General features: G+C 70.7%; 15 protein-coding genes and 1 pseudogene. 12 read left to right on the forward strand and 4 right to left on the reverse strand.

From position 1 onward, the window contains the following. Window positions 1-66: 66 nt before the first annotated feature. Window positions 67-1,047 (reverse strand): EamA family transporter, encoded by a 981-nt coding sequence (locus ACYQ1L_RS17155; RefSeq protein WP_460005225.1) that lies wholly within the window; start codon window positions 1,045-1,047, stop codon window positions 67-69. Window positions 1,048-1,086: 39 nt separating this feature from the next. On the opposite strand from ACYQ1L_RS17155, the gene ACYQ1L_RS17160 reads away from it, so the two are divergent. From ACYQ1L_RS17160 to ACYQ1L_RS17195, 8 genes are all read left to right on the forward strand, one after another. Further along, complete coding sequence (locus ACYQ1L_RS17160; protein ID WP_460005226.1) at window positions 1,087-1,623, forward strand: CGNR zinc finger domain-containing protein; 537 nt, start codon at window positions 1,087-1,089, stop codon at window positions 1,621-1,623. A gap of 212 nt (window positions 1,624-1,835) precedes the next feature. Continuing rightward, on the forward strand, window positions 1,836-3,113 hold the full coding sequence (locus ACYQ1L_RS17165; protein ID WP_460005227.1) for an ABC transporter substrate-binding protein: 1,278 nt from the start codon (window positions 1,836-1,838) through the stop codon (window positions 3,111-3,113). 98 nt (window positions 3,114-3,211) lie between these two features. After that, window positions 3,212-4,150: a carbohydrate ABC transporter permease gene (locus ACYQ1L_RS17170; protein WP_460005228.1), complete on the forward strand. Its 939-nt coding sequence runs from the start codon at window positions 3,212-3,214 to the stop codon at window positions 4,148-4,150. Further along, a complete protein-coding gene (locus ACYQ1L_RS17175) occupies window positions 4,150-5,073 on the forward strand; it encodes a carbohydrate ABC transporter permease (RefSeq protein ID WP_460005229.1) in 924 nt (307 codons plus the stop codon). The genes ACYQ1L_RS17170 and ACYQ1L_RS17175 overlap by 1 nt, the downstream gene beginning before the upstream one ends. A 2-nt stretch (window positions 5,074-5,075) precedes the next feature. Next, window positions 5,076-7,019, forward strand: coding sequence for a DUF8034 domain-containing protein (locus ACYQ1L_RS17180; protein WP_460005230.1), 1,944 nt, complete (start codon window positions 5,076-5,078; stop codon window positions 7,017-7,019). Further along, complete coding sequence (locus ACYQ1L_RS17185) at window positions 7,016-7,798, forward strand: RraA family protein (protein ID WP_460005231.1); 783 nt, start codon at window positions 7,016-7,018, stop codon at window positions 7,796-7,798. The genes ACYQ1L_RS17180 and ACYQ1L_RS17185 overlap by 4 nt, the downstream gene beginning before the upstream one ends. Beyond that, entirely contained in the window at window positions 7,768-8,742 is a 975-nt protein-coding gene (locus tag ACYQ1L_RS17190; protein ID WP_460005232.1) for an aldo/keto reductase, read from the forward strand. Before ACYQ1L_RS17185 ends, ACYQ1L_RS17190 begins: the two co-directional genes overlap by 31 nt. After that, window positions 8,742-9,566 carry an amidohydrolase family protein gene (locus ACYQ1L_RS17195; protein WP_460005233.1) on the forward strand — a complete coding sequence of 275 codons (825 nt, stop codon included), beginning with the start codon at window positions 8,742-8,744 and terminating at the stop codon, window positions 9,564-9,566. The genes ACYQ1L_RS17190 and ACYQ1L_RS17195 overlap by 1 nt, the downstream gene beginning before the upstream one ends. Before the next feature lie 73 nt (window positions 9,567-9,639). Here ACYQ1L_RS17195 and ACYQ1L_RS17200 read toward each other — a convergent pair whose 3' ends face one another. Genes ACYQ1L_RS17200 through ACYQ1L_RS17210 form a run of 3 tightly spaced genes read right to left on the reverse strand, consistent with a single transcriptional unit; the run spans window position 9,640 to window position 14,976 of the window. Beyond that, window positions 9,640-10,293: a GntR family transcriptional regulator gene (locus ACYQ1L_RS17200; protein ID WP_460005234.1), complete on the reverse strand. Its 654-nt coding sequence runs from the start codon at window positions 10,291-10,293 to the stop codon at window positions 9,640-9,642. Window positions 10,294-10,312: 19 nt separating this feature from the next. After that, window positions 10,313-10,918 carry an SGNH/GDSL hydrolase family protein gene (locus tag ACYQ1L_RS17205; protein WP_460005235.1) on the reverse strand — a complete coding sequence of 202 codons (606 nt, stop codon included), beginning with the start codon at window positions 10,916-10,918 and terminating at the stop codon, window positions 10,313-10,315. Further along, window positions 10,909-14,976 (reverse strand): Ig-like domain-containing protein, encoded by a 4,068-nt coding sequence (locus ACYQ1L_RS17210; protein WP_460005236.1) that lies wholly within the window; start codon window positions 14,974-14,976, stop codon window positions 10,909-10,911. The genes ACYQ1L_RS17205 and ACYQ1L_RS17210 overlap by 10 nt, the downstream gene beginning before the upstream one ends. Window positions 14,977-15,398: 422 nt before the next feature. Between ACYQ1L_RS17210 and ACYQ1L_RS17215 the strand changes: the two genes are divergently transcribed. The 4 genes and pseudogenes from ACYQ1L_RS17215 (at window position 15,399) to ACYQ1L_RS17230 (ending at window position 20,318) form a co-directional block, all read left to right on the forward strand. Further along, the gene (locus ACYQ1L_RS17215; RefSeq protein WP_460005237.1) at window positions 15,399-16,253 is read left to right on the forward strand and encodes a carbohydrate ABC transporter permease; all 855 of its coding nucleotides are present in this window, start codon (window positions 15,399-15,401) and stop codon (window positions 16,251-16,253) included. Beyond that, window positions 16,250-17,107 (forward strand): annotated as a pseudogene (locus ACYQ1L_RS17220) (carbohydrate ABC transporter permease); the annotation flags it as partial. The gene ACYQ1L_RS17215 and the pseudogene ACYQ1L_RS17220, both read left to right, overlap by 4 nt. 158 nt (window positions 17,108-17,265) lie before the next feature. After that, window positions 17,266-18,498, forward strand: coding sequence for an extracellular solute-binding protein (locus ACYQ1L_RS17225; RefSeq protein WP_460005238.1), 1,233 nt, complete (start codon window positions 17,266-17,268; stop codon window positions 18,496-18,498). A gap of 8 nt (window positions 18,499-18,506) precedes the next feature. Next, complete coding sequence (locus tag ACYQ1L_RS17230) at window positions 18,507-20,318, forward strand: BNR-4 repeat-containing protein (RefSeq protein WP_460005239.1); 1,812 nt, start codon at window positions 18,507-18,509, stop codon at window positions 20,316-20,318. Window positions 20,319-20,332 lie beyond the last annotated feature (14 nt).

A 20,332-nucleotide genomic window follows, 5' to 3' on the forward strand; every position in this document is an offset into this window, starting at 1 on the left:
TATACACAAAATCGCTCGATGGTTGATCCGGATCCGAATCCACGCGGCCTTCGTATACATTGCGCGTCAGCGCAGCGCCTCCACCGGCTCGGGCACGGCGTCCGGATCCACCTCGTCGACGACCGGCTCGCCGAGCTTGACGAGCACGACGCCGACCAGCACGAGCGCTCCCCCGAACGCCTGGACCAGATCCGGCAGCTGGCCCAGGAACAGCCAGCCGAACAGGAGCGCCGCGATCACCTCGGACAGCGCCACGAACGACGCCACGCGCGAACCCAGCAGGCGGGTCGACACGATGCCGAGCACGTAGGCCAGGGCGGTCGCGATCACGGCGACGGCGAGCACGGGCACGAACCACGGCAGGCTGCCGAAGCGGTACGCGACGTCGTGGGTGTTCCACGTCATCGGCAGCACCCCGACCGCGCCGGCGATGCTGAGGCCGGTCGCGCCGATCAGCAGGCCGAGCCCGGCCAGGGCGATCGGCGGCAGCCCGGTGTCGCCGCGCCCGGACAGCAGGAAGTAGGTGGCCGCGCCGACCATCGCGCCGAGCGCCCACAGGATGCCGATCGGGTCGACCCGCGATCCGGTGAAGATCTCCAGCATGAGCACCAGGCCCACGAACGCGATCACGGCCCCGACGATGCCGCGGGCACCGGGCCGCTCCCCGCGCCGCAGCCAGAGCCAGAGCACCACCGCGATCGGCGCGGTGTACTCGATGAGCAGCGCGATGCCGACGTCCAGCACGGCGACGGCCTGGAAGAAGCACAGCTGCGCCGCGGTGACGGCGAGCAGCCCGTAGCCGAGGATCATGCCGGCGTTCCTGCGCACCGCGCCCCAGCGTCCGCGCAGGGCGAGCAGCGTCGGCACGAGCAGCACCAGCGCCGCGACCCACATGCGCGCGGTCACGGCGGCGCCGGGGCTCCACCCGGCATCCATGAGCCCGCGCGCCCAGGCCCCGCTCATCCCGAAGGAGAGCGCGGCCCCGATCGCGAAGACGAGGCCGGAGCGTCCGCCGACCGTACGCGCGTCATTCGCCATAGTGCTCATGACATGTGACACTACTCGCGGCACCTGTAAGATGTCAACATGATCTTCACGGATGACACCGAGGAGTCGCTGCGGGCCGCCGTCTGGCTCGTCAACTCGGCCGAGGATCCCGACGGCCTCATCACGCCCGCCGACGAGGAGGCCTTCCTGAGCCAGTTCGGCTACACCGGCCGGATCGATCGCGACGAGGCCGAGGTGGCAGGGCTGCGCGCCCTGCGCCCGCGCCTGCGCGGGATGCTGCTGGCGCCGCGCGACGACATGGCCGTCGCCGCCAACGCCGCCCTGGCCGACATCCCGCTGGCGCTCCGCCTCACCCGGCATGGCGACACGGACTGGCACCTGCACGCCGTGGCGGACGACCGGCCACTTCCCGAGCGCGTGCTCGCCGAGACCGCGATGGCGCTCATCGACGTGATCCGCGCCGAGGAGGGCTCGCGCATCTCCGTGTGCGCCGACGAGACCTGCGAGGCGATCGCACTCGACCTGTCGCGCAACCGCTCCAAGCGCTACTGCTCCACGGTCTGCGCCAACCGCAACGCCGTCGCCGCGTACCGCGCACGTCGCGCCGAGGCCTGAGCCGGTCCGCGCCCCGAGGCTCGGGCGGTTCCGCGCGCTCGCGTCGGGCCCCACCCGAGCGGCGCCCCTTGCAGCGACAGGTGCCGCGCCGGCACACCACACGCGGATCCGCGGGAAAACGCTTACCAAATTTCGCGCCACGTCTTCACAAACGATTATCGATTAGTGTATCGTCGCCGGTGTCCCACCACCCGCATCAGGAAGGATCAACGATGATCAAGGGCCGCCTCATCCCCGCCGCCGGCATCGCCACCATCGCCGCCGTCGCGCTCGCCGGCTGCAGCGGCGCCGCCGCGCCCTCGAGCTCGGACGCGTCCGGCACCGAGAAGGTGTCGCTGCACATGCTCGTGAACGTCACCCCCAACCTCACCGAGGAGTACTGGAACTCCCTCGTCAAGCCCTTCGAGAAGAAGAACCCGAACATCGACGTCGTCATCCAGAACCCCGGCGCGGAGGGCGTCGCCGCGGCGGTCCCGCGTCTGCTCGCGTCGGGCGACGCCCCCGACGTGGTGCAGTCCCTCGTGCCCACGACCGAACTCGCCCCCGAGCTGGTCGACCTGTCCAAGTACGCGTGGGCGAAGAAGAGCCCGCTCGCCGACCAGTACTCGATCGACGGCAAGAACTACATGGCGGGCATCGGCGTCCAGCTGCAGAGCCTCATCTTCTACAACAAGAAGGCGTTCGCCGACGCCGGCATCTCCGCCCCGCCGAAGACGGTCGACGAGCTCACCGAGGACCTCGGCAAGATAAAGGCCGCGGGCTGGGGGGTCCCGGTGCAGACGGGCGGCGACTGGATGACCAGCCACACGCTCCAGGTGCTCGGGCTGCCGACGATCGTGTCGAAGGATCCGAAGTTCTTCCAGAACATCTCCAGCGGCAGGACCACGTTCAGCAAGGCGTACGGACCGGCGGTCGAGACCTACGCCGAGTGGGTGTCCAAGGGATACATCCCCAAGGAGGCCCTGGGCATCAAGTACCCGGACGCCGAGCAGGCCTTCCTCAGCGGCAAGAGCGCGATCTACCCGATGGGCAGCTGGTTCGTCGGCAGCCAGGCCAAGGCCGCCGGCTCGGCGGAGATCGGCGTGTTCCGCGCCCCGGCCGAGAAGAGCTCGGAGACGCCCGCGATGGGCGCGAACATCGCGAGCCCGTACTCCATCCTGAACACCAGCAAGCACCAGGACGCCGCGGCGAAGCTCATCGAGTACCTCACCACCGACAAGGAGGCCGTCGTCTCGCAGCTCAAGGTCGACGGCAATTACCGCGACGGCTACACCTACGAGATGACCCCGCTCGGCGAGGAGCTGCAGAAGATCGTCTCCGACACGAAGGCGTCGTCGTACACCCCCACGGGCGGCGGCTACGGCGAGCGCACCATGCCGACCGGCTACTCCGGTGAGATCAACACGCAGACCCAGGCGCTGCTGGGCGGTGCGCCCGCGGCCGACGTGCTCAAGAGCATGGACGACTGGTTCGCCGCCAACGCGAACTGACGCCGGGAAGCGATGAGATCGTGACGATGACACGTTCATCCGGGGGCGGGACGGCCACGGCTGCCCGCCCCCGGGCCACCGCACCCGAGGAGGAGCCCATGAGCAGCGCTGCACGCACCCCTGCGACCGCCCCGGCGCACCGGCGGGTGAACACGGCACGCCGTCTGCAGCGCGCCCTGCCCGGGTTCCTCATGAGCGCCCCGGCGGTGGCCGTGTTCATCGCCATGTTCGTGATCCCGATGATCCTGGCCTGCGTGCTGAGCTTCACCAACTGGAACGGCTACAGCCTGCGCTTCACCTTCATCGGCTGGGAGAACTACGTCCACGCGTTCCGCAATCCGCGCTCGGCGCAGGCGGCGCTGTTCACCGGGGTGATCGCGATCACCGGAACGATCCTGTGCAACGGCGTCGGGCTCGCGATCGCCGCGCTGATCTCGGGATCCGGTCGCGCGAACGCGCTCCTGCGCACCGTGTTCTTCTATCCCTACGTGATCAGCGGCCTGATCATCGGCTTCCTGTGGTCGGCGATGCTCGCTCCGCAGGGCGCGGTCAACGGCGTCCTCGGGGCGATCGGCCTCGGCCCGCTGCCGTTCCTCACGGACCCCGCCTTCGCCAAGACGAGCGTCATCCTCACGATCGTGTGGTCGCACTTCGGCTTCAACATGATCCTGTTCCTCGCCGGCATCAAGTCGGTGCCGGCGGAGTATTACGAGGCCGCGACGGTCGACGGCGCGGGGCGCGGCGAGCAGTTCCGCAGCATCACGTTCCCACTCATCGCGCCGGTGTTCACGGTCAACCTGGTGCTGACGCTCGTCGGCCTGCTCAAGGCGTACGACGTCGTGCTGGCCCTCACCGACGGCGGGCCGGCAGGATCCACGCAGACGATCGTGTACCAGATCCTCAAGGACTCGTTCGCGCGCTCGGCCCTGGGCATGGGCGCGGCGCAGTCCGTCATCCTGCTCATCGTCACGGCGGCGGTGGGCCTGGCGGTCACCCTCGTGCGCCGCCGTGCTGAGCAGAAGGTCGTGGACGACTGATGAGCACCGCCACCAGCCTCAACCCCGCCGTGCGCCCGCAGGGCTCTCGGCAGCGGACCGGATCCCGTCGCTCCGGCGGCCGCACCAGGGCGCCGCTCGTCGCCCGGCTCGCCCGCTGGATCGTGCTGACCGCGGTCGCGGTCGTCATGGTCGTGCCGCTGTACACGATGGTGATCAACGCGTTCAAGCCGCAGAAGGAGATCATCGAGAACCCGCTGCTGATCACGCCGCAGAGCTTCACGCCGGAGTTCCTCTGGGCCGCCATCACGAGCAGCAAGTTCAACGTGATCGCCGCGTACGGCGTGACCCTGCTGTTCGTCGTGCTCGTCAACGTGTGCTGCATCCTGCTGTCGGCCCCGGTCGCCTATGTGATCGCCCGCGGCCGCTCGAAGTGGCACATGGGCCTGCTGCTGCTGTTCGTCTCCGGTCTGTTCATCCCCGGGCAGGTCACCCTCATCCCCGTGGTGTTCGTGCTGCGCGTGCTCGGGCTCATCAACACCATCCCCGGATTCATCCTGTTCGAGACGGCGGCCACCCTCCCGGTGACGATCTTCCTGTTCTCCGCCTATCTGCGTTCGGTGCCGCGCGACATCGACGAGGCCGCGGCGCTCGACGGCGCCGGCCGGATCCGCGCGTTCTGGACCTGCATCTTCCCGATCATGCGCCCCGTCGTCGCCACCGTCGTGGTGCTGAACTCGATCGGCGTGTGGAACGACTTCGTGAGCCCGCAGATCATCCTCGGACCGAGCTCGGGCATCTACACGGTGACGACCGGCGTGTACGCGGCGGTCGGCGAGTTCTCCACGGACTACACGCAGGTGTTCCCCACGCTGCTGCTCGCCATCGCTCCCGCCCTGATCTTCTTCGTCCTCATGCAGAAGCACATCATCGGCGGGCTCGCCGCCGGAGCCACGAAGGGCTGACGATGACGGATCCCATCACCACGCCGCTGCGCGCCATCCCCGCCTGGGCCGTGCTGCAGCGCCGCCTGTTCGACGAGGTCGAGGAGGCCAGGCGCCTGTTCGCCGAGCGGTACACGCTGCCCGACGGCCGGCTCCGCGGCGTCGCGGAGTTCGAGGACCGCGACGGCGTGGACGACCTCTACGAGCCGTTCTTCAACTGGCCGGCGTTCTACGCGCTCGGCGGCGACGACGCGGCGCTCGCCGACGCCAAGCGCTGCTGGGAGGGCGTGACCGCCCAGCTCGCCGAGGCCGGCATGCTCACCGACGAGTACGAGAACGGCTACGACTGGTTCCATCAGGGCGAGTCGGTGCTGCTGTTCGCCGGGATCAGGGCCGCAGACCCCGGCGACGCCGCGTTCGCCGAGCGCGCGCGCCGGTTCGCCGCGCTGTTCACCGACCCCGCGCACGGCAACTACGACGCCGAGCGCAACATCATCCGCGCCCCGCACAACGGCGCGCTGGGCGCTAGGGAGGGCCTCGAGGATCCGCAGCCGGAGGGCACCCCGCTCGCCGGCCGGGTGCGCCCCTACTCCGCCGACCGCGCCGAGATGCGCCCCTACGGGCTGCCCATCCACGGCCTCGACGGGATCGCCGTGTGGGAGGACCTCGCGGACCCGGAGAAGGCGCAGCGCATGGCGGACGAGATGCAGCGCCGCGCGGCGGGCGACGTGCCGGTGAACCTCGCCGCGACCTCGCTGCCCGCGCTGCGCTGGCTCGACGACGGCGACGAGGAGTCCGCCGCGTGGATCCGCCGCTACGTCGAGGGGTGGCTCGCCCGCGCCCGCGCGAACGGCGGCCTCGTGCCCGACAACGTCGGGCCGGACGGCACGGTCGGCGCCCTGCAGGACGGCCGCTGGTGGGGCGGCCACTACGGATGGGCCTGGCCGCACGGCTTCCACTCCGTCGCCATGAGCGCCCTGATCGGCGCGATCAACCACTCCCTCGTCACCGGTCGCGACGACGCCCTCGACCTGGTGCGCCCCGCGCTCGACACCGTGCTGGCGCACGCGCAGATCGGATCCGTCGAGGACTCCACCTACAGCCTGCGCGGGGGCTGGCGCGCCCGTCTCGGAGCCGCCGCGGCGACCCCCGGCGTGCTGGTGCCGTACCGCCACGGCATCGACGGCTGGTTCGACTTCGGCCCGCTGCAGCTCGACGTGCCGGTGTGGCTGTGGTGGTGGAGCCGCAGCCAGGACGACCGCGTGATGCTCGACCGGGCCATCGCGGGCCTGCCCCCGGGCACCGACCTCGTGGCGCCGTTCCGCGACAAGGAGGAGGCCGGCCACGAGGCCGGATGGATCGCGTACCTCAGCGGCGAGCTGCCGGAGTATCCGGAGCGGGCGCTCGAGATGGCGCTCGGCCAGGTGTCGCGGCGTGTGGCGATGATGCTCGGCGACGACGCGGACCCCGACGCCGCCCACCTGCACTTCTGGCAGCGCGTGAACCCCGTGGTGACCGAGGTGCTCACGCAGCTCGTCGGCGGCGCCCCGCAGATGCTCTACAACGGCGGCCTGCCGTTCACGGCGCTGCGCTACGAGGACGTCCAGCGCGGCCGCCCCGGCCTCCCGCGCGACGTGGCCGCGCTCGTGCACACCATCCACGGCTCCGGGATCGGCCTGCGCCTGGTCAACACGTCCGTCGTGCACACCCGCACGGTGCGGATCCGCGGCGGCCGCTTCGGCGCCGACCGCATCGTGCGGGTGTCCGCGACCGCCGAGACCCCGGGAAGCTTCCCCGGCCCGTCCGGCTCGTACCGCGCCCCCGAGAACCCCCCGCGCACCATCACCTGGGGCTGCGACGACGACGTCGTCATCGAGCTGCCCCCGGCGCACGGCGCCGACCTCGACCTGACCATCGCCCGCGGGGCCGGAACGCCCCGCCTGCACCCCTCCGGAGGAGCCGCATGAGCACCGACCTGATCCGCCCCGACTTCGCCCTGCCCGTCCGCGGGGCGGCGTACGCCCGTCCCGGTCGTGAGCTGCTCGACGACTTCGAAGGCATCTCCTCCGCCACCGCGTGCGCCAAGCTGCACGGTCTCGGGATCCGTCGCAGCTACATCGACGGACCCGAGCCGCTCACGGCGGGCAGCCGCGTGGTCGGATCCGCCCTGACCCTGCAGTTCATGCCGCAGCGCGAGGACATGGCGTCCGGGCAGGGGCAGGAGTACGCGGAGCGGCACACCGCGCTCTGGCACGTGCTGGAGGCCGTGCAGCCGGGCGACGTGCTCGTGATCCAGGCGTACGGCAGCCGCTTCTCCGGCTGCATCGGCGACATCCTCGCGCGCTACTTCGCGCGCAAGGGCGGTGCCGGGATCGTCGTGGACGGCCGCATCCGCGACGCCCGCCGCATCCGCGAGCTGGGGATCCCGGTGTGGTCCACCGGCACGACGCCGCACTACGCGTCGCAGTCGGAGCTCGTGCCCTGGGCGTACGACGTGCCCGTGGCCGTCGGCGGCGCGCTCTGCATGCCGGGCGACCTGGTCGTGGCCGACGACGATGGCCCGGTCGTGGTGCCGCAGGCGATGGCTCCCCAGGTGATCGACTCCGCGCGCGATCATGAGGAGTGGGAGGTGTTCAGCCGCGCGCGCCTCGACGACGGCGCCCGGCTGAGCGACTACTACCCGCTCACCCCCGACACCCGCGAGGAGTACGAGGCATGGCGTTCCGTGCAGAGCTCCGTCCGCTGAATCCCGCCCCGGTCGGCGGCGTCCCGCTGCGGGACGACCTGGGCCTCGGCTGCGCGCCGATCGGCAACCTCTACACGCCGGTCGCCGACGACGACGCGGTGGCGACCGTGCGCGCGGCGCTCGACGCCGGGGTCCGCTACTTCGACACGGCCCCGCACTACGGCGCCGGCGAGAGCGAGCGCCGGCTCGGGCTCGCGCTTCAGGGCGTGCCGCGCGACGACTACGTGCTGGCCACCAAGGTGGGCCGCCGGATCGTCGACGCGTCCGGGGATCCGGTCCCCGGGTCGGCGAGCGGTCATGACACGATCGCCGACCTGAGCCGCGACGGGGTGCTCCGCAGCCTCGAGGCGAGCCTGACGCGCCTGGGCACCGACCGGATCGATCTGCTGCACCTGCACGACCCGCTCGACGTCGACGCGGGCCTCGCCGGGGCGATGGCCGCACTCGTCGAGCTGCGCGATCAGGGCGTGGTGCGCGCCATCGGGGTCGGCATGGGCAAGCTCCCGCCGCTGATCCGCTTCACCGCGGAGGCGCCGGTCGACGTGATCATGGAGGCGGGCCGGCTCACGCTGCTGGACCGCACCGCGGAGGACGAGCTCATGCCCCTCGCCGCCGCGCGCGAGGTCGGCATCATCGCCGCCGGCGTGTACAACACCGGGATCCTCGTCGCACCGCAGACCGCGCCGTACTACGAATACAAGCCCGCGCCGCCCGCGCTCGTCGCCCGGGCCCTGGCCCTGCAGGAGGCGTGCCGCGCCCACGGCGTCGAACTGGCCGACGCGGCCGCCCGGTTCCCGCTGCGCCGGGGCGCGGAAGGCGTCGTCATCGGGGCGCGCACCCCCGCGGAGGTGGCGGCCTTCGTCCACGGGCGCGACGTCGCGATCCCCGAGGCGCTGTGGCCGGAGCTCGACCGGCTCGGCCAGGACGGGACCGCCGCGGCCTGATGCGGATCATCGACGCGCACGTGCACCTCTGGGACGTCGACGTCGTCCCGCTGCCCTGGTTCCGCGAGGACCTGGGCCTCCCCCGCCACGCCCTGCCGGGGACCCTCGGTGCGCTGCTGAGCGCATCGGGCGTCTCGGCCGCGGTCGCCGTGCAGGCCGCCGACTCCGTGGCCGAGGCCGAGTGGCTAACCGGGATCGCCGTCGCGCATCCGCTCGTGCGCCGCGCGGTGCTGCAGTACGAGCAGGCGCCGGGCCTGCCGCTCGGGCGCACGGCCGCAATGCTCGCGTCCGCGACGCACCCCGGCGCGCCCGCCGTCGCCGGCCTCCGCGCGGCCGTGCCGCAGTTCGCGGCGGACCTGTCCGATGTCGCCGGGCTCGACGCCCTCGCTGCGGCGGTCGGGGAGGCCGGCCTCGTGCTGGAGCTCCTGCTGCGTCCGGAGCAGCTGCCGGGTGCGGCCGCGCTGGCGCACCGCCACCCGGCCACGACGTTCGTCGTGTGCCATCTGGGGCTCGGGACGGCGGATCCGGACGCGGCGTGGTTCCGCGACCTCGCCGCCGTCGCGGCGGAGCCGAACGCGCACGCCAAGACGTCAGGGCTCGTCCACCCCGGACGCGGTCCGGCGGAGCTCGGGCGCCTCCTCGACGCTGCCCTCGACGCGTTCGGCCCGGACCGTCTCCTGCACGGCAGCGACTGGCCGATCTCGGCGCGGCACACGCCCTACGCCGAGATCGCGGAACGCATCGCGGACGCCCTGCCGCCGCTCTCCTCCGCCGGTGCCGCGGCGCTCTGGTCCGGCACGGCCGCCCGGCTGTACCGACTCTGACGCTCCCGCGCCAGCAGCCGAACGCCCCGACGGCGCGCCCCGGCGGGGCGCAGGACCGCCGAGGCGGCGGGGGTCAGTCGTTCAGCAGGGTGCCGGCTGCGTGCGCGCGGAACAGCGCGGAGGCCGCCTCGGCGTCGCCGCCGTCGAGCACGTCGAGCAGGCCCTTGTGCCAGTCGGCGACCTCGTGCCAGTCGCCGGTGAAGGCCGGGTCGCCGAGCACGTGCATGACGCGCAGGCTCGGCTCCAGCAGATCCCACATGCGCGGCAGGTACACGTTGCCGCTGGCCTCGATCACGGTGCGGTGGAACACGAAGTCCAGCTCGCGGAAGCGCGAGAGGTCGGCGACCTCGGCGGCTTCGTGCATCTCGGCGATGAGGGCGGCGAGCGTGCCGCGCCGCTCCTCGTCCAGCGCCCCGCAGGCCAGCCGGCCCGCGAGCGCCTCCAGCTCGACCCGGGCGACCTTTGCCTGCGCCGCCTCCTCCGGGGAGTAGCTCGCGACGAAGCTGCCGAGGTGCCGCACCTGCGACACCAGCCCCTCGTGCGTGAGCCGCTTCAGCGCGTCGCGCACGGGTGCCTGGCTCACCTGCAGCTGGCGCGCCAGCTGCGACTCCACGAGCTGCTCCCCCGGGGCCAGGGTGGAGTCCTTGATCATCCCCTTGATCATCGAGTAGATCTGATCCGACAGCAGCCCCCGCTGCAGGGTCGTCGAGGCCAGCGCATCCGTCATGCTGCTCATTCTAGATCCATTATCGACTATCGCTAATGCCCGACGCGGCCGTCCAAGCGTCCGCGATGAGACGGGATCCTGCCGGTGTCGGATGCACCCCGTCGGGTGCGAGCTCGGCCGGGTCGCGCCCGTCAGCCGCCGCGGTGAGCACGTCGTGCAGCGGCACGTGCGCCGCGCCGAACTCCGCGGCGAGTCGCGCGACGGCCGCCCGCTTCTCCGCGAGCTCGTCGAGCCAGCCCTCCTGCTCGGCCCGCACCGGGAGCAGGTAGGGCTCCATGAGGATGAGCTTCGGGGCGTGCACCTCTGCGGCTCGTCGGAGCAGCCAGCGGTACGTCTCCTCGAACACCGCCGTGGGCGTGGGGTCGCCGCTGTCGAAGCGCCGCCAGACCTCGTTGATCCCGACGTACACGGTCAGCAGCTCCGGAGCGGTCGGCATGAGCTCGTCATCCCACCGGGCGGCGAGATCGGCCACGCGGTCACCGGCGATGCCGAGGTTGCGCACGATCGCGCCGCCCGCCGTCAGCCCCGGCGCCAGCAGCGACACGTAGCCGTCGCCGAAGGAGCCCGGATCCGTCCTGTCCCGGCCCGCGTCCGTGATCGAGTCTCCGATGAACGTCACCCGCATCGGGGCACCTCCGCTTCGTCCTGCTTGACCTTGGGCCGCACCGAGATGTCCAGCGTGGTCGACTGCCCCTCGTAGGCGATCGTGAGCGTCTGGCGCGGGTGGACCCTGCTGCTGTCGAATCCGCTCACCATATCCTCCGCGACCTGCGCGGTCGTGAGGCTGCCGTCGCTCCAGCGCACGCCCAGCACCATGCCGGTGACGTCGAGCGGATCGCCGACCGCGTAGCGGGTCTTCGGATCCGCCTCGGCCGCCCAGCAGATGCCTGTGATGACCGGCGTGGGCCGCACGGTGAGGGTGTTCGTCTTGGCGTAGTGATAGAGGTTGAAGTAGCCGTCCGCTCCGATGCGTAGGTTCTGGCGGGCGTCGAGCGTGTTCCACACGGTCTTGCCGTCGACCCGCAGCACCAGGCGGGTGCCCGCGTCCTCCTTGAGGGCGCCGACCTCAATCCGGTGCGTGCTGTTCGGCGCGATGACGGTGTTCGGGATCACGTCGAGCATCGTCTGGCCGGGCGTCCAGCTCTGGAACTCGAAGGTGTCCTGCTTGATGAGGAACAGGTAGCCCGTGTTCGAGTTCTGCCACGCCGGGATCCCGGTCTGGTCCGATCGCACCTGGAACCCGTACCAGCCGCCGTCGAAGGCGCCGAAGTCGGCGTCGAACTGCAGGAGCGTGTCGCCGAAGCGCTCCGCCTTGTAGCCGTGCACGCCCTGGCCGGTGATCGAGACGCCGGCGTCGGTCACCGAGATGACGCTGGAGGCGCTCCAGTTCGCCGCGTCCTTGAGCTGCGCGTCCAGCCGGGTCGTCGGATAGACCGCGTCCACGACCGTCACCGCGACCGAGGCCGTGGCGCTGGGCTCCGCGACCGAGGCGGCCGTGATCGTCGTCGAGCCCGGCCCGACCGCGGTGATGCGGCCGGCCGCGTCGACCGTCGCGATCGACGGGTCGGCGCTGCTCCAGGCCACGCGCAGGTCGCTCGCGTCCTCCGGAGCGATCTTGGCGGTCACCGTGCGGCGCTCCCCGACGTTCATCGCGGCGGAGGCGACGTCGACGGTCAGCCCCGTCACCGGCACCGCGGAGATCGAGAAGCCGATGTCGTCGAAGTCGAGCGACGGGTACCCCTCCACGTAGAACCCGACCCGTCCGGCGGCACCGGGGGCGGGGTCCGCGCCGTCGATCACGAGCGCGCCGCCGACCGAGATGCGGATCCTGCCGTCCTGGACCGCCACCCGCACGTGCGAGGTCTTCCCGTCGGGCAGCGCCTGATCGGCGGGGAGCACGTTCTCGGCGACGACCTTCCAGGCGTCGTCGAAGATCGTCCAGGTCGGGCCCGCGGCGGCGTTGCGGTACCGGATGTATCCGCCGCCCTTGCCGTTGCGGTCGTAGATCACGAAGCCGGATCCGGCCGGTGCGGCTCCGGCGGGCGTGGTCACGTCGACGTCGAGGACGAAGGAGGTGAAGTCCCTCGGCAGCTGCGCATTGGCGCCCTTCACGATCCGGTAGACGTGATCGCCCGTGCCGTCGTCGACGATCTTGCGGTTCGGGTCGGTCGGCCAGCCGTTCGCGCCCGATTCGAAGTCGGTGAAGTGCAGCACGCCGTCGCCCTCATCCACGGTCACCGCGATGGTCGCCGTGAGCGAGGGGTTCGCGACGGACGTCGCCGTGACGGTCGTGGTCCCCGGAGCGGCCCCGGTGATCGTGCCGTCGGCGCGCACGGTCGCGATCGTGGTGTCGGCGGAGGCGTAGGTCACCGCGGCGTCGGCGGCGTTCCAGGGCAGCGGCACGGCCGCCGCGCGCACGTCGTGCCCGACGTCGACGCGCACCGCGTCGGTCTGGAATGCGATCGCCTCGAGCGCGACCCGCTCCGGGGACTGGGACTGCCCGACCCTCCCCTGCAGCCCGATCTTGTCGAAGGCGATGTCCTGGAACCCCGGGATCTGCGTGAACACCGCCGCGTCCGGCTTGAGCCGGTAGTCGCCGTGCGCGGCGTCGACGAAGCCGGGATCGGAGGTGGCGACCATGTTGGTGTCGTAGTTCAGCAGGTTCTTGCCGTCCTTGGCGCCCTGGGCGTTCAGTCCCGAGGGTGTGCGGTGCGGGTTCCACACCACGTTGTGCGCGAACGTGCTGTGGTCGGGGTAGTAGTGGTTGTCCTCGAAGAAGTGCGCGAGCTCCGGATACTTCTCCAGATACGGGGTGCCGACGAAGTCGTTGTTGTCGGCGAAGACCTGCTTCCACGCGGGCATGTAGTCTCGGTCGACCACGTTGCCCTCCTGGTCGCCCATCCACTGCTCGTAGTTGTCGTAGGGCACGAGGTTGTCGATGAAGATGTTGTTGCGCGCCTCGATGTAGTCGGCGGAGCCGCTCTTGATCCCCGAGTTGCCCATGTTCACGAAGATGTTCTTCGTGATCTCCAGATCCCAGGTGAAGTTGTCGGCGTAGATGCCCTCCACGCCGGCCATGCCGACGCCGATGTCGTGGAAGTAGTTCTCCCGGAAGACGTGGCCGCGCTGCTGGGGCGTCTTGCCCGAGTTCATGTAGATCGCCCCGAGGTCGTGGAACTGCTTGCAGACGTCGTAGACCTCGTTGCGCTCGAACAGGTGGTCGTTGCCGTACACGATGATGCCCGGGTGCGGCGCGTCGTGGATCTTGTTGTTCTTCGCGATGTTCCCGACGCCGTCGAACATCACACCCGGGTTGTAGGCCTTGTGGTAGTACGCGAAGTCGGCGATCTCGGAGTTCTCCACGCGGTTGCGGCCGGGCGCGAGCGTCGTCTTGTCGCCGCCCTGCAGCACCACGCCGATGCCGCCGATGTGCGTGAGCCGGCTGTCGGTCACCGCGTGGTCGACGCCGCCGCGGTTCACCGGGATGCCGTCGTAGGTGTATCGGCCGGGCGAGTTGATGAGCACGCCGCCGTCGGAGAAGTTGCGGATGTCGCTGTGCGACACGGTCACGTGCGACCCGCCGAGGATCACGGCGGCCGTGGCGCGCCCGTACTCGAGGACGAGGTCGTCGAAGGTCACGTACGAGGCGCCGTCGGTGCGCAGCATCGGATCCTTCAGCGTGGTGACCGTGATGTCTCCGCGACCGGCGGCGAAGGCCGCGTTGGGCATGAGGTAGAGCACGCCCCTGTCCCGGTCGATGTAGTACTCGCCGGGCGCGTCCAGCTCCTCGAGCAGGTTCTGCGCGAAGTGGAAGTCGGGGAACCAGCTCTTCAGCAGTCCGCTCATCTCCCCGTAGCGGAGCGTGATCGTCTTCTTCTCGGTGTCGATCGCCTGGATCTTGTTGTACGACCACTCCCAGCTGTAGCCGAAGATCCCGTCCAGCCACACGTCCGTGGCCTGGGTCCAGTACTTCGGCCGGTCGTAGCCGTAGGTGAAGGTTCCGCCGCGATCCTGCAGGTCGGCGTCCTTCCTGGTGGGGCCGGGGTCGACGATGTCGCCCATCTGCACCGTGGGCTTGACGGCGTCCGCGTTCGGCCAGCGCGCGAGCGTCATCCCCTGTCCCTCGATGTAGAGCTCCATCGGCGGGGTGGTGCTGACGTCGTTCGCCTTCCAGTAGCCGTGCCGGCTGAGCTGTCCGTAGTCGGTGATGCCCAGGGCGCGCAGGTCGATCTGCTGCACCTTGTCGCGCGCCGACGCCTCGACGATGCGGTCGCGCACGGCCGCATCCGTCACGCCGGTGAAGGCGTCCCGGGGCAGCGTCCTGCCGCCGCTGAGCGTCGCGCGCTCGCCCGGATAGGAGCGATAGGTGATCGGGGCATCCGCGGTGCCGGAGTCCTGCGCGTCGAGCTGGAACGACGCGTCGCGCTGATACGTGCCCTGGCGGAGGTAGACGGTGGTGCCTCCGCCGGGCAGGGAGCCGGACGCCTTGAGCGTGCGGATCCGGTCGCGCGCGCCCTCGAGGGTCGCGAGCGGGGCGTCGATCGCACCGCTGGCGGTGTCGTCCCCGCCCGGCGCGATGTACAGGGCGCCGTCTGCGGCGGCGGCCGCGGCGGCCGTGCCGCCGGTGACGAGGGCGGTGCCGAGCAGGGCGGCGAGGGCGAGGGTGGTCAGTGCACGCTTCATCGCGTCTCCGATGTCTGGGGGGCGGTACCGGTCTGGAAGGGACTGCCGTCGCTCCGCGCCAGGATCCGGCCGGCCGGTCGTGGCATCTTCGCGACGTTCAGGACCTTAGCGCAATCGATAATCGACGATCAAGCATCGATCTGAGCCGACTGGTCGCACCAGGCGTGAGATCGTCTGCCTGCGAGACGCATCGCAACAGAAGATCACAGACTTCACAGTCGAGTTACCACATTTGCTCGTTACCTTATCGTGACCATTCCATGTTGACGTGAACAAGCACTGCCGGAAATACTGAGGAAACCGAGCAGCGGCACCCGACCCGCCGCTCATCCCTCTCCCGGCCAAGGATGTCCTCGATGACAGAAGCAACCATTTCTTCACACTCTGCATCACGTACAAAGCCTCGTCGCCTCAGCGATGGGATGTTCGCGTTCCTGCTCACGGTTCCCGGCCTCGCGCTGCTTCTCGCCGTCGTGGTCTATCCGCTGATCACGGCCCTGGTGACCGCGTTCTTCAAGCAGAGCCTCGTCACGCCGGGCCGTGAGTTCGTCGGACTGCAGAACATCGTCGACGTGCTGCAGGGAGACTTCCTGCGCCTGCTCGGGCAGACGCTCGTGTTCACCATGGGCACGACGCTCGCGCCGTTCGTGATCGGATTCGGCCTGGCCCTGGCCCTCAGCACGAAGATCCGCGGCACCAAGGTGCTGCGCGGCGTCATGCTCATCCCGTGGCTCATCCCGGGCGTCGTCGTGTCCTTCCTCTGGATGTGGATCTTCAACGCCAACTACGGCGTGATGAACGCGCTGCTCGAGGGCGTCGGGCTCATCGACAAGCCGCAGGCGTGGCTCGCGCATCCCGCGACCGCCATGATCGCGGTCATCGTCGCGAAGACGTGGCAGTCGTTCCCCTGGATGATGGTCATGCTGCTGGCCGGCCTGCAGACCGTGCCGCACGAGCTGCACGAGGCGGCCGAGATCGACGGCGCCGGCACGATCCGCCGCTTCTTCGCCATCACCGTGCCGCAGATGCGGGGCATCATCGGCCTCGTCCTGCTCCTGGAGTTCATCTGGAACTTCCAGCACTTCGACATCATCTATGTGCTCACCGGCGGCGGCCCCGCCGGCGCCACCCAGACCTTCGCCACCGCCGTCTACGAGACCGCCTTCACGGGATTCGACCTCGGGCACGCGGGCGCCATCGGCCTGCTCTGGATGATCCTGCTCCTCGGCCTCGTCGTCGTCTACGTCCGCTTCTCGGAGAGAGGGGAGAAGCGATGACCGCCGTCCTCGAGCAGCACGCTCCTGCCGCCGCGCCCACCGCCCCCGCGCCCCGCCGTCGCCGCGGCCGCAGCGACCGCCGCGCCGTCACGGTCAGCGCCTGGATCGCGATCGTCGTCTTCGGCGGGTTCGCCCTGCTGCCGGTGTACTGGCTGCTCGCGACGTCGCTCACGCCTCGCGGTCAGGTGTTCTCCTATCCGCCGAAGCCGTTCCCGGCCGAGATCACGTTCGACGCCTACGCCGCCCTCGCCGCGAACCCCGCGCTGTTCGGCTACCTGCGCAACAGCGTCGTGGTGTCGGTGATCACCGCGGTGCTCTCGGTGATCGTGTCCGCGTACATGGGCTACGCCTTCTCGAAGTTCCGCTACCGCGGCCGGCGCAGCCTGATGTACTTCGTGCTGGCGTCGCAGATGTTCCCTCAGGCCCTGCTGCTGATCACCCTGTACGCCGTGTTCTCCGCGTACGGCCTGCTGAACACGTACACGGCGCTCGTGCTGTCGTTCACCACCTTCACGCTGCCGCTGTGCGTGTGGATGCTCAAGGGCTTCTTCGACACCATCCCGGACGAGCTCATCGAGGCCGCACGGATGGACGGCGCCTCGCGTCTGCGGATCATCCATTCCGTCGTGATGCCCCTGGCCGCGCCCGGGCTCGTCGCCGCAGGGCTGTTCGCGTTCGTCCGCGGCTGGAACGACTTCATCTTCGCCCTCACCCTCGCCGGTCCCGACAAGCAGACCCTGCCGCCGGGGCTCGTGAACACGTTCATCGGAGAGGCCGCCACCGCCTGGCCCGAGCTGATGGCCGCCTCCCTGGTGGTGTCCCTCCCGGTCGCCATCGCCTTCATCGCCCTGCAGCGGTACCTCGTCGGCGGCCTCACCGCCGGCGCCGTCAAGGGCTGGCCGACCCGCCCCCTCGAAGAAGAGAGAAACGCATGTCCTCCACCCCGATCTCACGCCGCCAGCTGCTCTCCCTCGCCGGGCTCGGCGCAGCCGGCATCGCACTCGCCGGCTGCATGCCGAGCGGCGGCGCCGCGGCCGGCCCGAGCGCGGCCCCGTCGGGCCTCGCCGCCGGATCCTTCACCCCCGCCGACTTCTCCTTCGCAAGCTGGTCGCTCACGGAAGAGGCCGCCGCGCCGGCGATCAAGGCCCTGCTGGACGGCTACAAGGCCACGCACAAGGTCTCCATCACCGAGGTCTCGTTCCCCTACAACGAGTACTTCAAGCAGCTCATGCTGCAGGTGCGCGGCGGGCAGTTCACCGGCGCCGCCCATGTGGACGTGGCATGGCTCGCCTCGCTCGCCGCCCTCGGCAAGCTGCAGGACGTGTCCGGTCTGACGAAGGGGCGCGGCTACACCGAGGCCGCCCTCAAGGCGGCGCAGTTCGACGGCGTGCAGTACGGGTTCCCGTGGACGATCGGCGCGATCGGCCTGGTCACGAACTCCGAGCTGCTCGCCAAGGCGGGCGTCGACGAGTTCCCCGTCACCGTCGACGACTACGAGGCGGCGCTGAAGAAGCTCAAGGCGCTCGGCAACGGGCTGATCCCCTATGCGGCCTCGACCAAGGCGGCGCAGCTCAAGGACATCCTGATCTGGATGCAGACCTTCGGCAGCCCCCTCGTCAAGGACGGCAAGGTCACGATCGGCGACGATGAGAGCGTCGAAGCCGTGACCTGGTACAAGGCGCTGTACGACCAGGGCCTCATCGCGGCGGACGTCGACCGCTTCGACGCCCGCTCGCTGTTCGCCCAGGGCCGCACCGCGATCTACGACGACGCCCCGGTCGGGCGCGCGGCCGTCACCAAGGACTCCCCGGACAAGGACCTGGCGAGCAAGCTGGTCGCGCAGTCGCGTCCGGTGCTGAAGAAGGGCGACACGCCGCGCGCCCTCGTCTGGGGCGGAGCGGTCGTGATCGTCGGCGACGACAAGGGCACCCGCACCGCGGCCGACTTCGGCCAGTGGTCGACGAGCGACCTCGACGCCGTGCTCGGCGACTACAAGATGCGGGGCCTGCCGCCGGTCACGAAGGAGGCGCAGTCCTCGCCCACCGTGACCGCCGACACGTTCGGCAAGCAGTTCGCCGACCGGATCACGAAGACGGCCACCACCAACCCGTTCTGGGTGTACGCGCAGTACGCGCAGGTCGAGACGGTCGTCGCCGAGCGGGTGCAGGCGGTGCTGATCGGCCAGCAGAGCCCGAAGGACGCGATGGCGCAGGCGGGCGAGGCGGCCCAGAAGCTGATCGGCTGAGGCTCGCGATGACTCTGCGCACCTGGGGCGGCATCGCGGCCGCTGCCGTCGTGGCACTCTCCGTGCTCGCCGCTCCCGCGGCGGTCGCCGATCCGTCCTCCCCGTCCCTGGAGACCGTGCCCGTCACCGTCGACGCCTCGAACCAGTCCGGCTGGTGGAACCCGCTCGCCGTGGTCGGCGACACCACGTACTTCGCGTACAACGTCACGGCCACGACCGGCCGGCACCAGGTGCATCTGGCGGCCCGCGCCGCCGACGGCACCTGGACGACCGGATGCCTGCGCACGACCGCGGGCGCCTGCGCGGACTTCCTCGACGACAACGGGCACAATCAGCCTTCGATCGTCGTGGACGGTTCTGGCCGGATCCACGCGTTCGTCTCGATGCATCACGAACCATGGCACTACTTCCGCTCGACGGTCGCGGGCGACGTGACCTCGCTCGTCGACGTGAGCGCCGAGATGCCCGACCAGGGCGCCGCGATCTCCTATCCGGTCACCGCGCCCGGCGCGAACGGCGACGCCTGGCTCATGGTGCGCGTCGGAGCCGACCCGCAGGGGCGCCGCGACGGCGTGCTGTACCACTACTCGCTCGCCACCGGCACGTGGACCAGGGAGACCATGATCGCGTCCGCCGTGGGCTACTCGTTCTACGCCGACGACCTCACCGTCGACGGCAGCGGCCGCGTGCACATCCTCTGGGAGTGGGGGCCCTGGCCGGCCGGACCGTACCGCCACCTCGGCTCGTACGTCGTCTACGACCCGGCGACCAAGGTCTTCCGCGACGTCGCCGGCACGGCGCTCACCGCGCCCGTGCGGCCGACGGATCCGGGCGCGACGGTGTGGCGGACGTTCGCGCCCGGAGAGACGGTGAACACCGTCTCTCCGGATGCGCCCGCGGTGCAGACGGCGAAGATGGCCATCGCCGACGGACAGCTCGTCGGCGTCTCGTATCGCTACGCGCAGCAGGGCTCCACGGCGTTCGACGTGCACTGGGCGACGTGGAGCGGCGCGGGCTGGACGGACCAGACGCTGATCGACACCCACGCCCTCGGGGGCGGGATCGACACCATTGCCGCCGTGGACGCCACCCACTCCGGCTCCGAGACCCGCGTCTACGCCGTCCTGTCGATGCCGGACTGCGGCACGGCCCGCAGCCAGGTCGTGATGCTGTCCTCGACGGGGTCGGCATGGTCGGCGACGGCGATCGGCGCCCCGGTGTCCGGCCAGCAGCGCCTGCGTGCCGCCACCGCCGCCGACGGCAGCGACGTGCTTTACCTCTCCGCGCCGGAGAAGGGCACGCTGACCTACGCTCGCGTGCCGCGCACCGGCACCCCGTCGTCGTCCGCGACCGTGGCGGACGTCGTGGCCGGGATCCGCGGCGACTCGGGCGGCGTGAATCTCGCCCGCACCGGCACGGCGACGGCGTCCTCCCAGCTGCGCACCGACACCGGCCCGGAGCGCGCGATCGACGGCGTCTGCACCGACGCGAGCCGGTGGATCTCCGCGACCGGCGACGCGCACCCGACCTTCACGGTCACCTGGGCGCAGGCGCAGCCCCTCGAGCTCGTACGGGTGCGCAGCGGCTACTCCGTGGGCGACCCCGCACTGTCCGTGCTCAGGGACTTCGCCGTCGAGGTGCGCACCGCGGCGGGCTGGACCCAGATCGGATCGTTCACGGGGAACACCGCCGGCACCGTCACCGCGAACGCCGGCGGCGTCGTCGCCGACGCGGTGCGCTTGGTGATCCAGACCCCCTCCGCGTCGACCACGAACGTGGCGCGCGTGTACGAGGTCGAGGCCATCGCCGTGGCGCCATGACCCCGAGCGCGGGC

It is taken from the genome of Microbacterium xylanilyticum, from assembly GCF_054654695.1.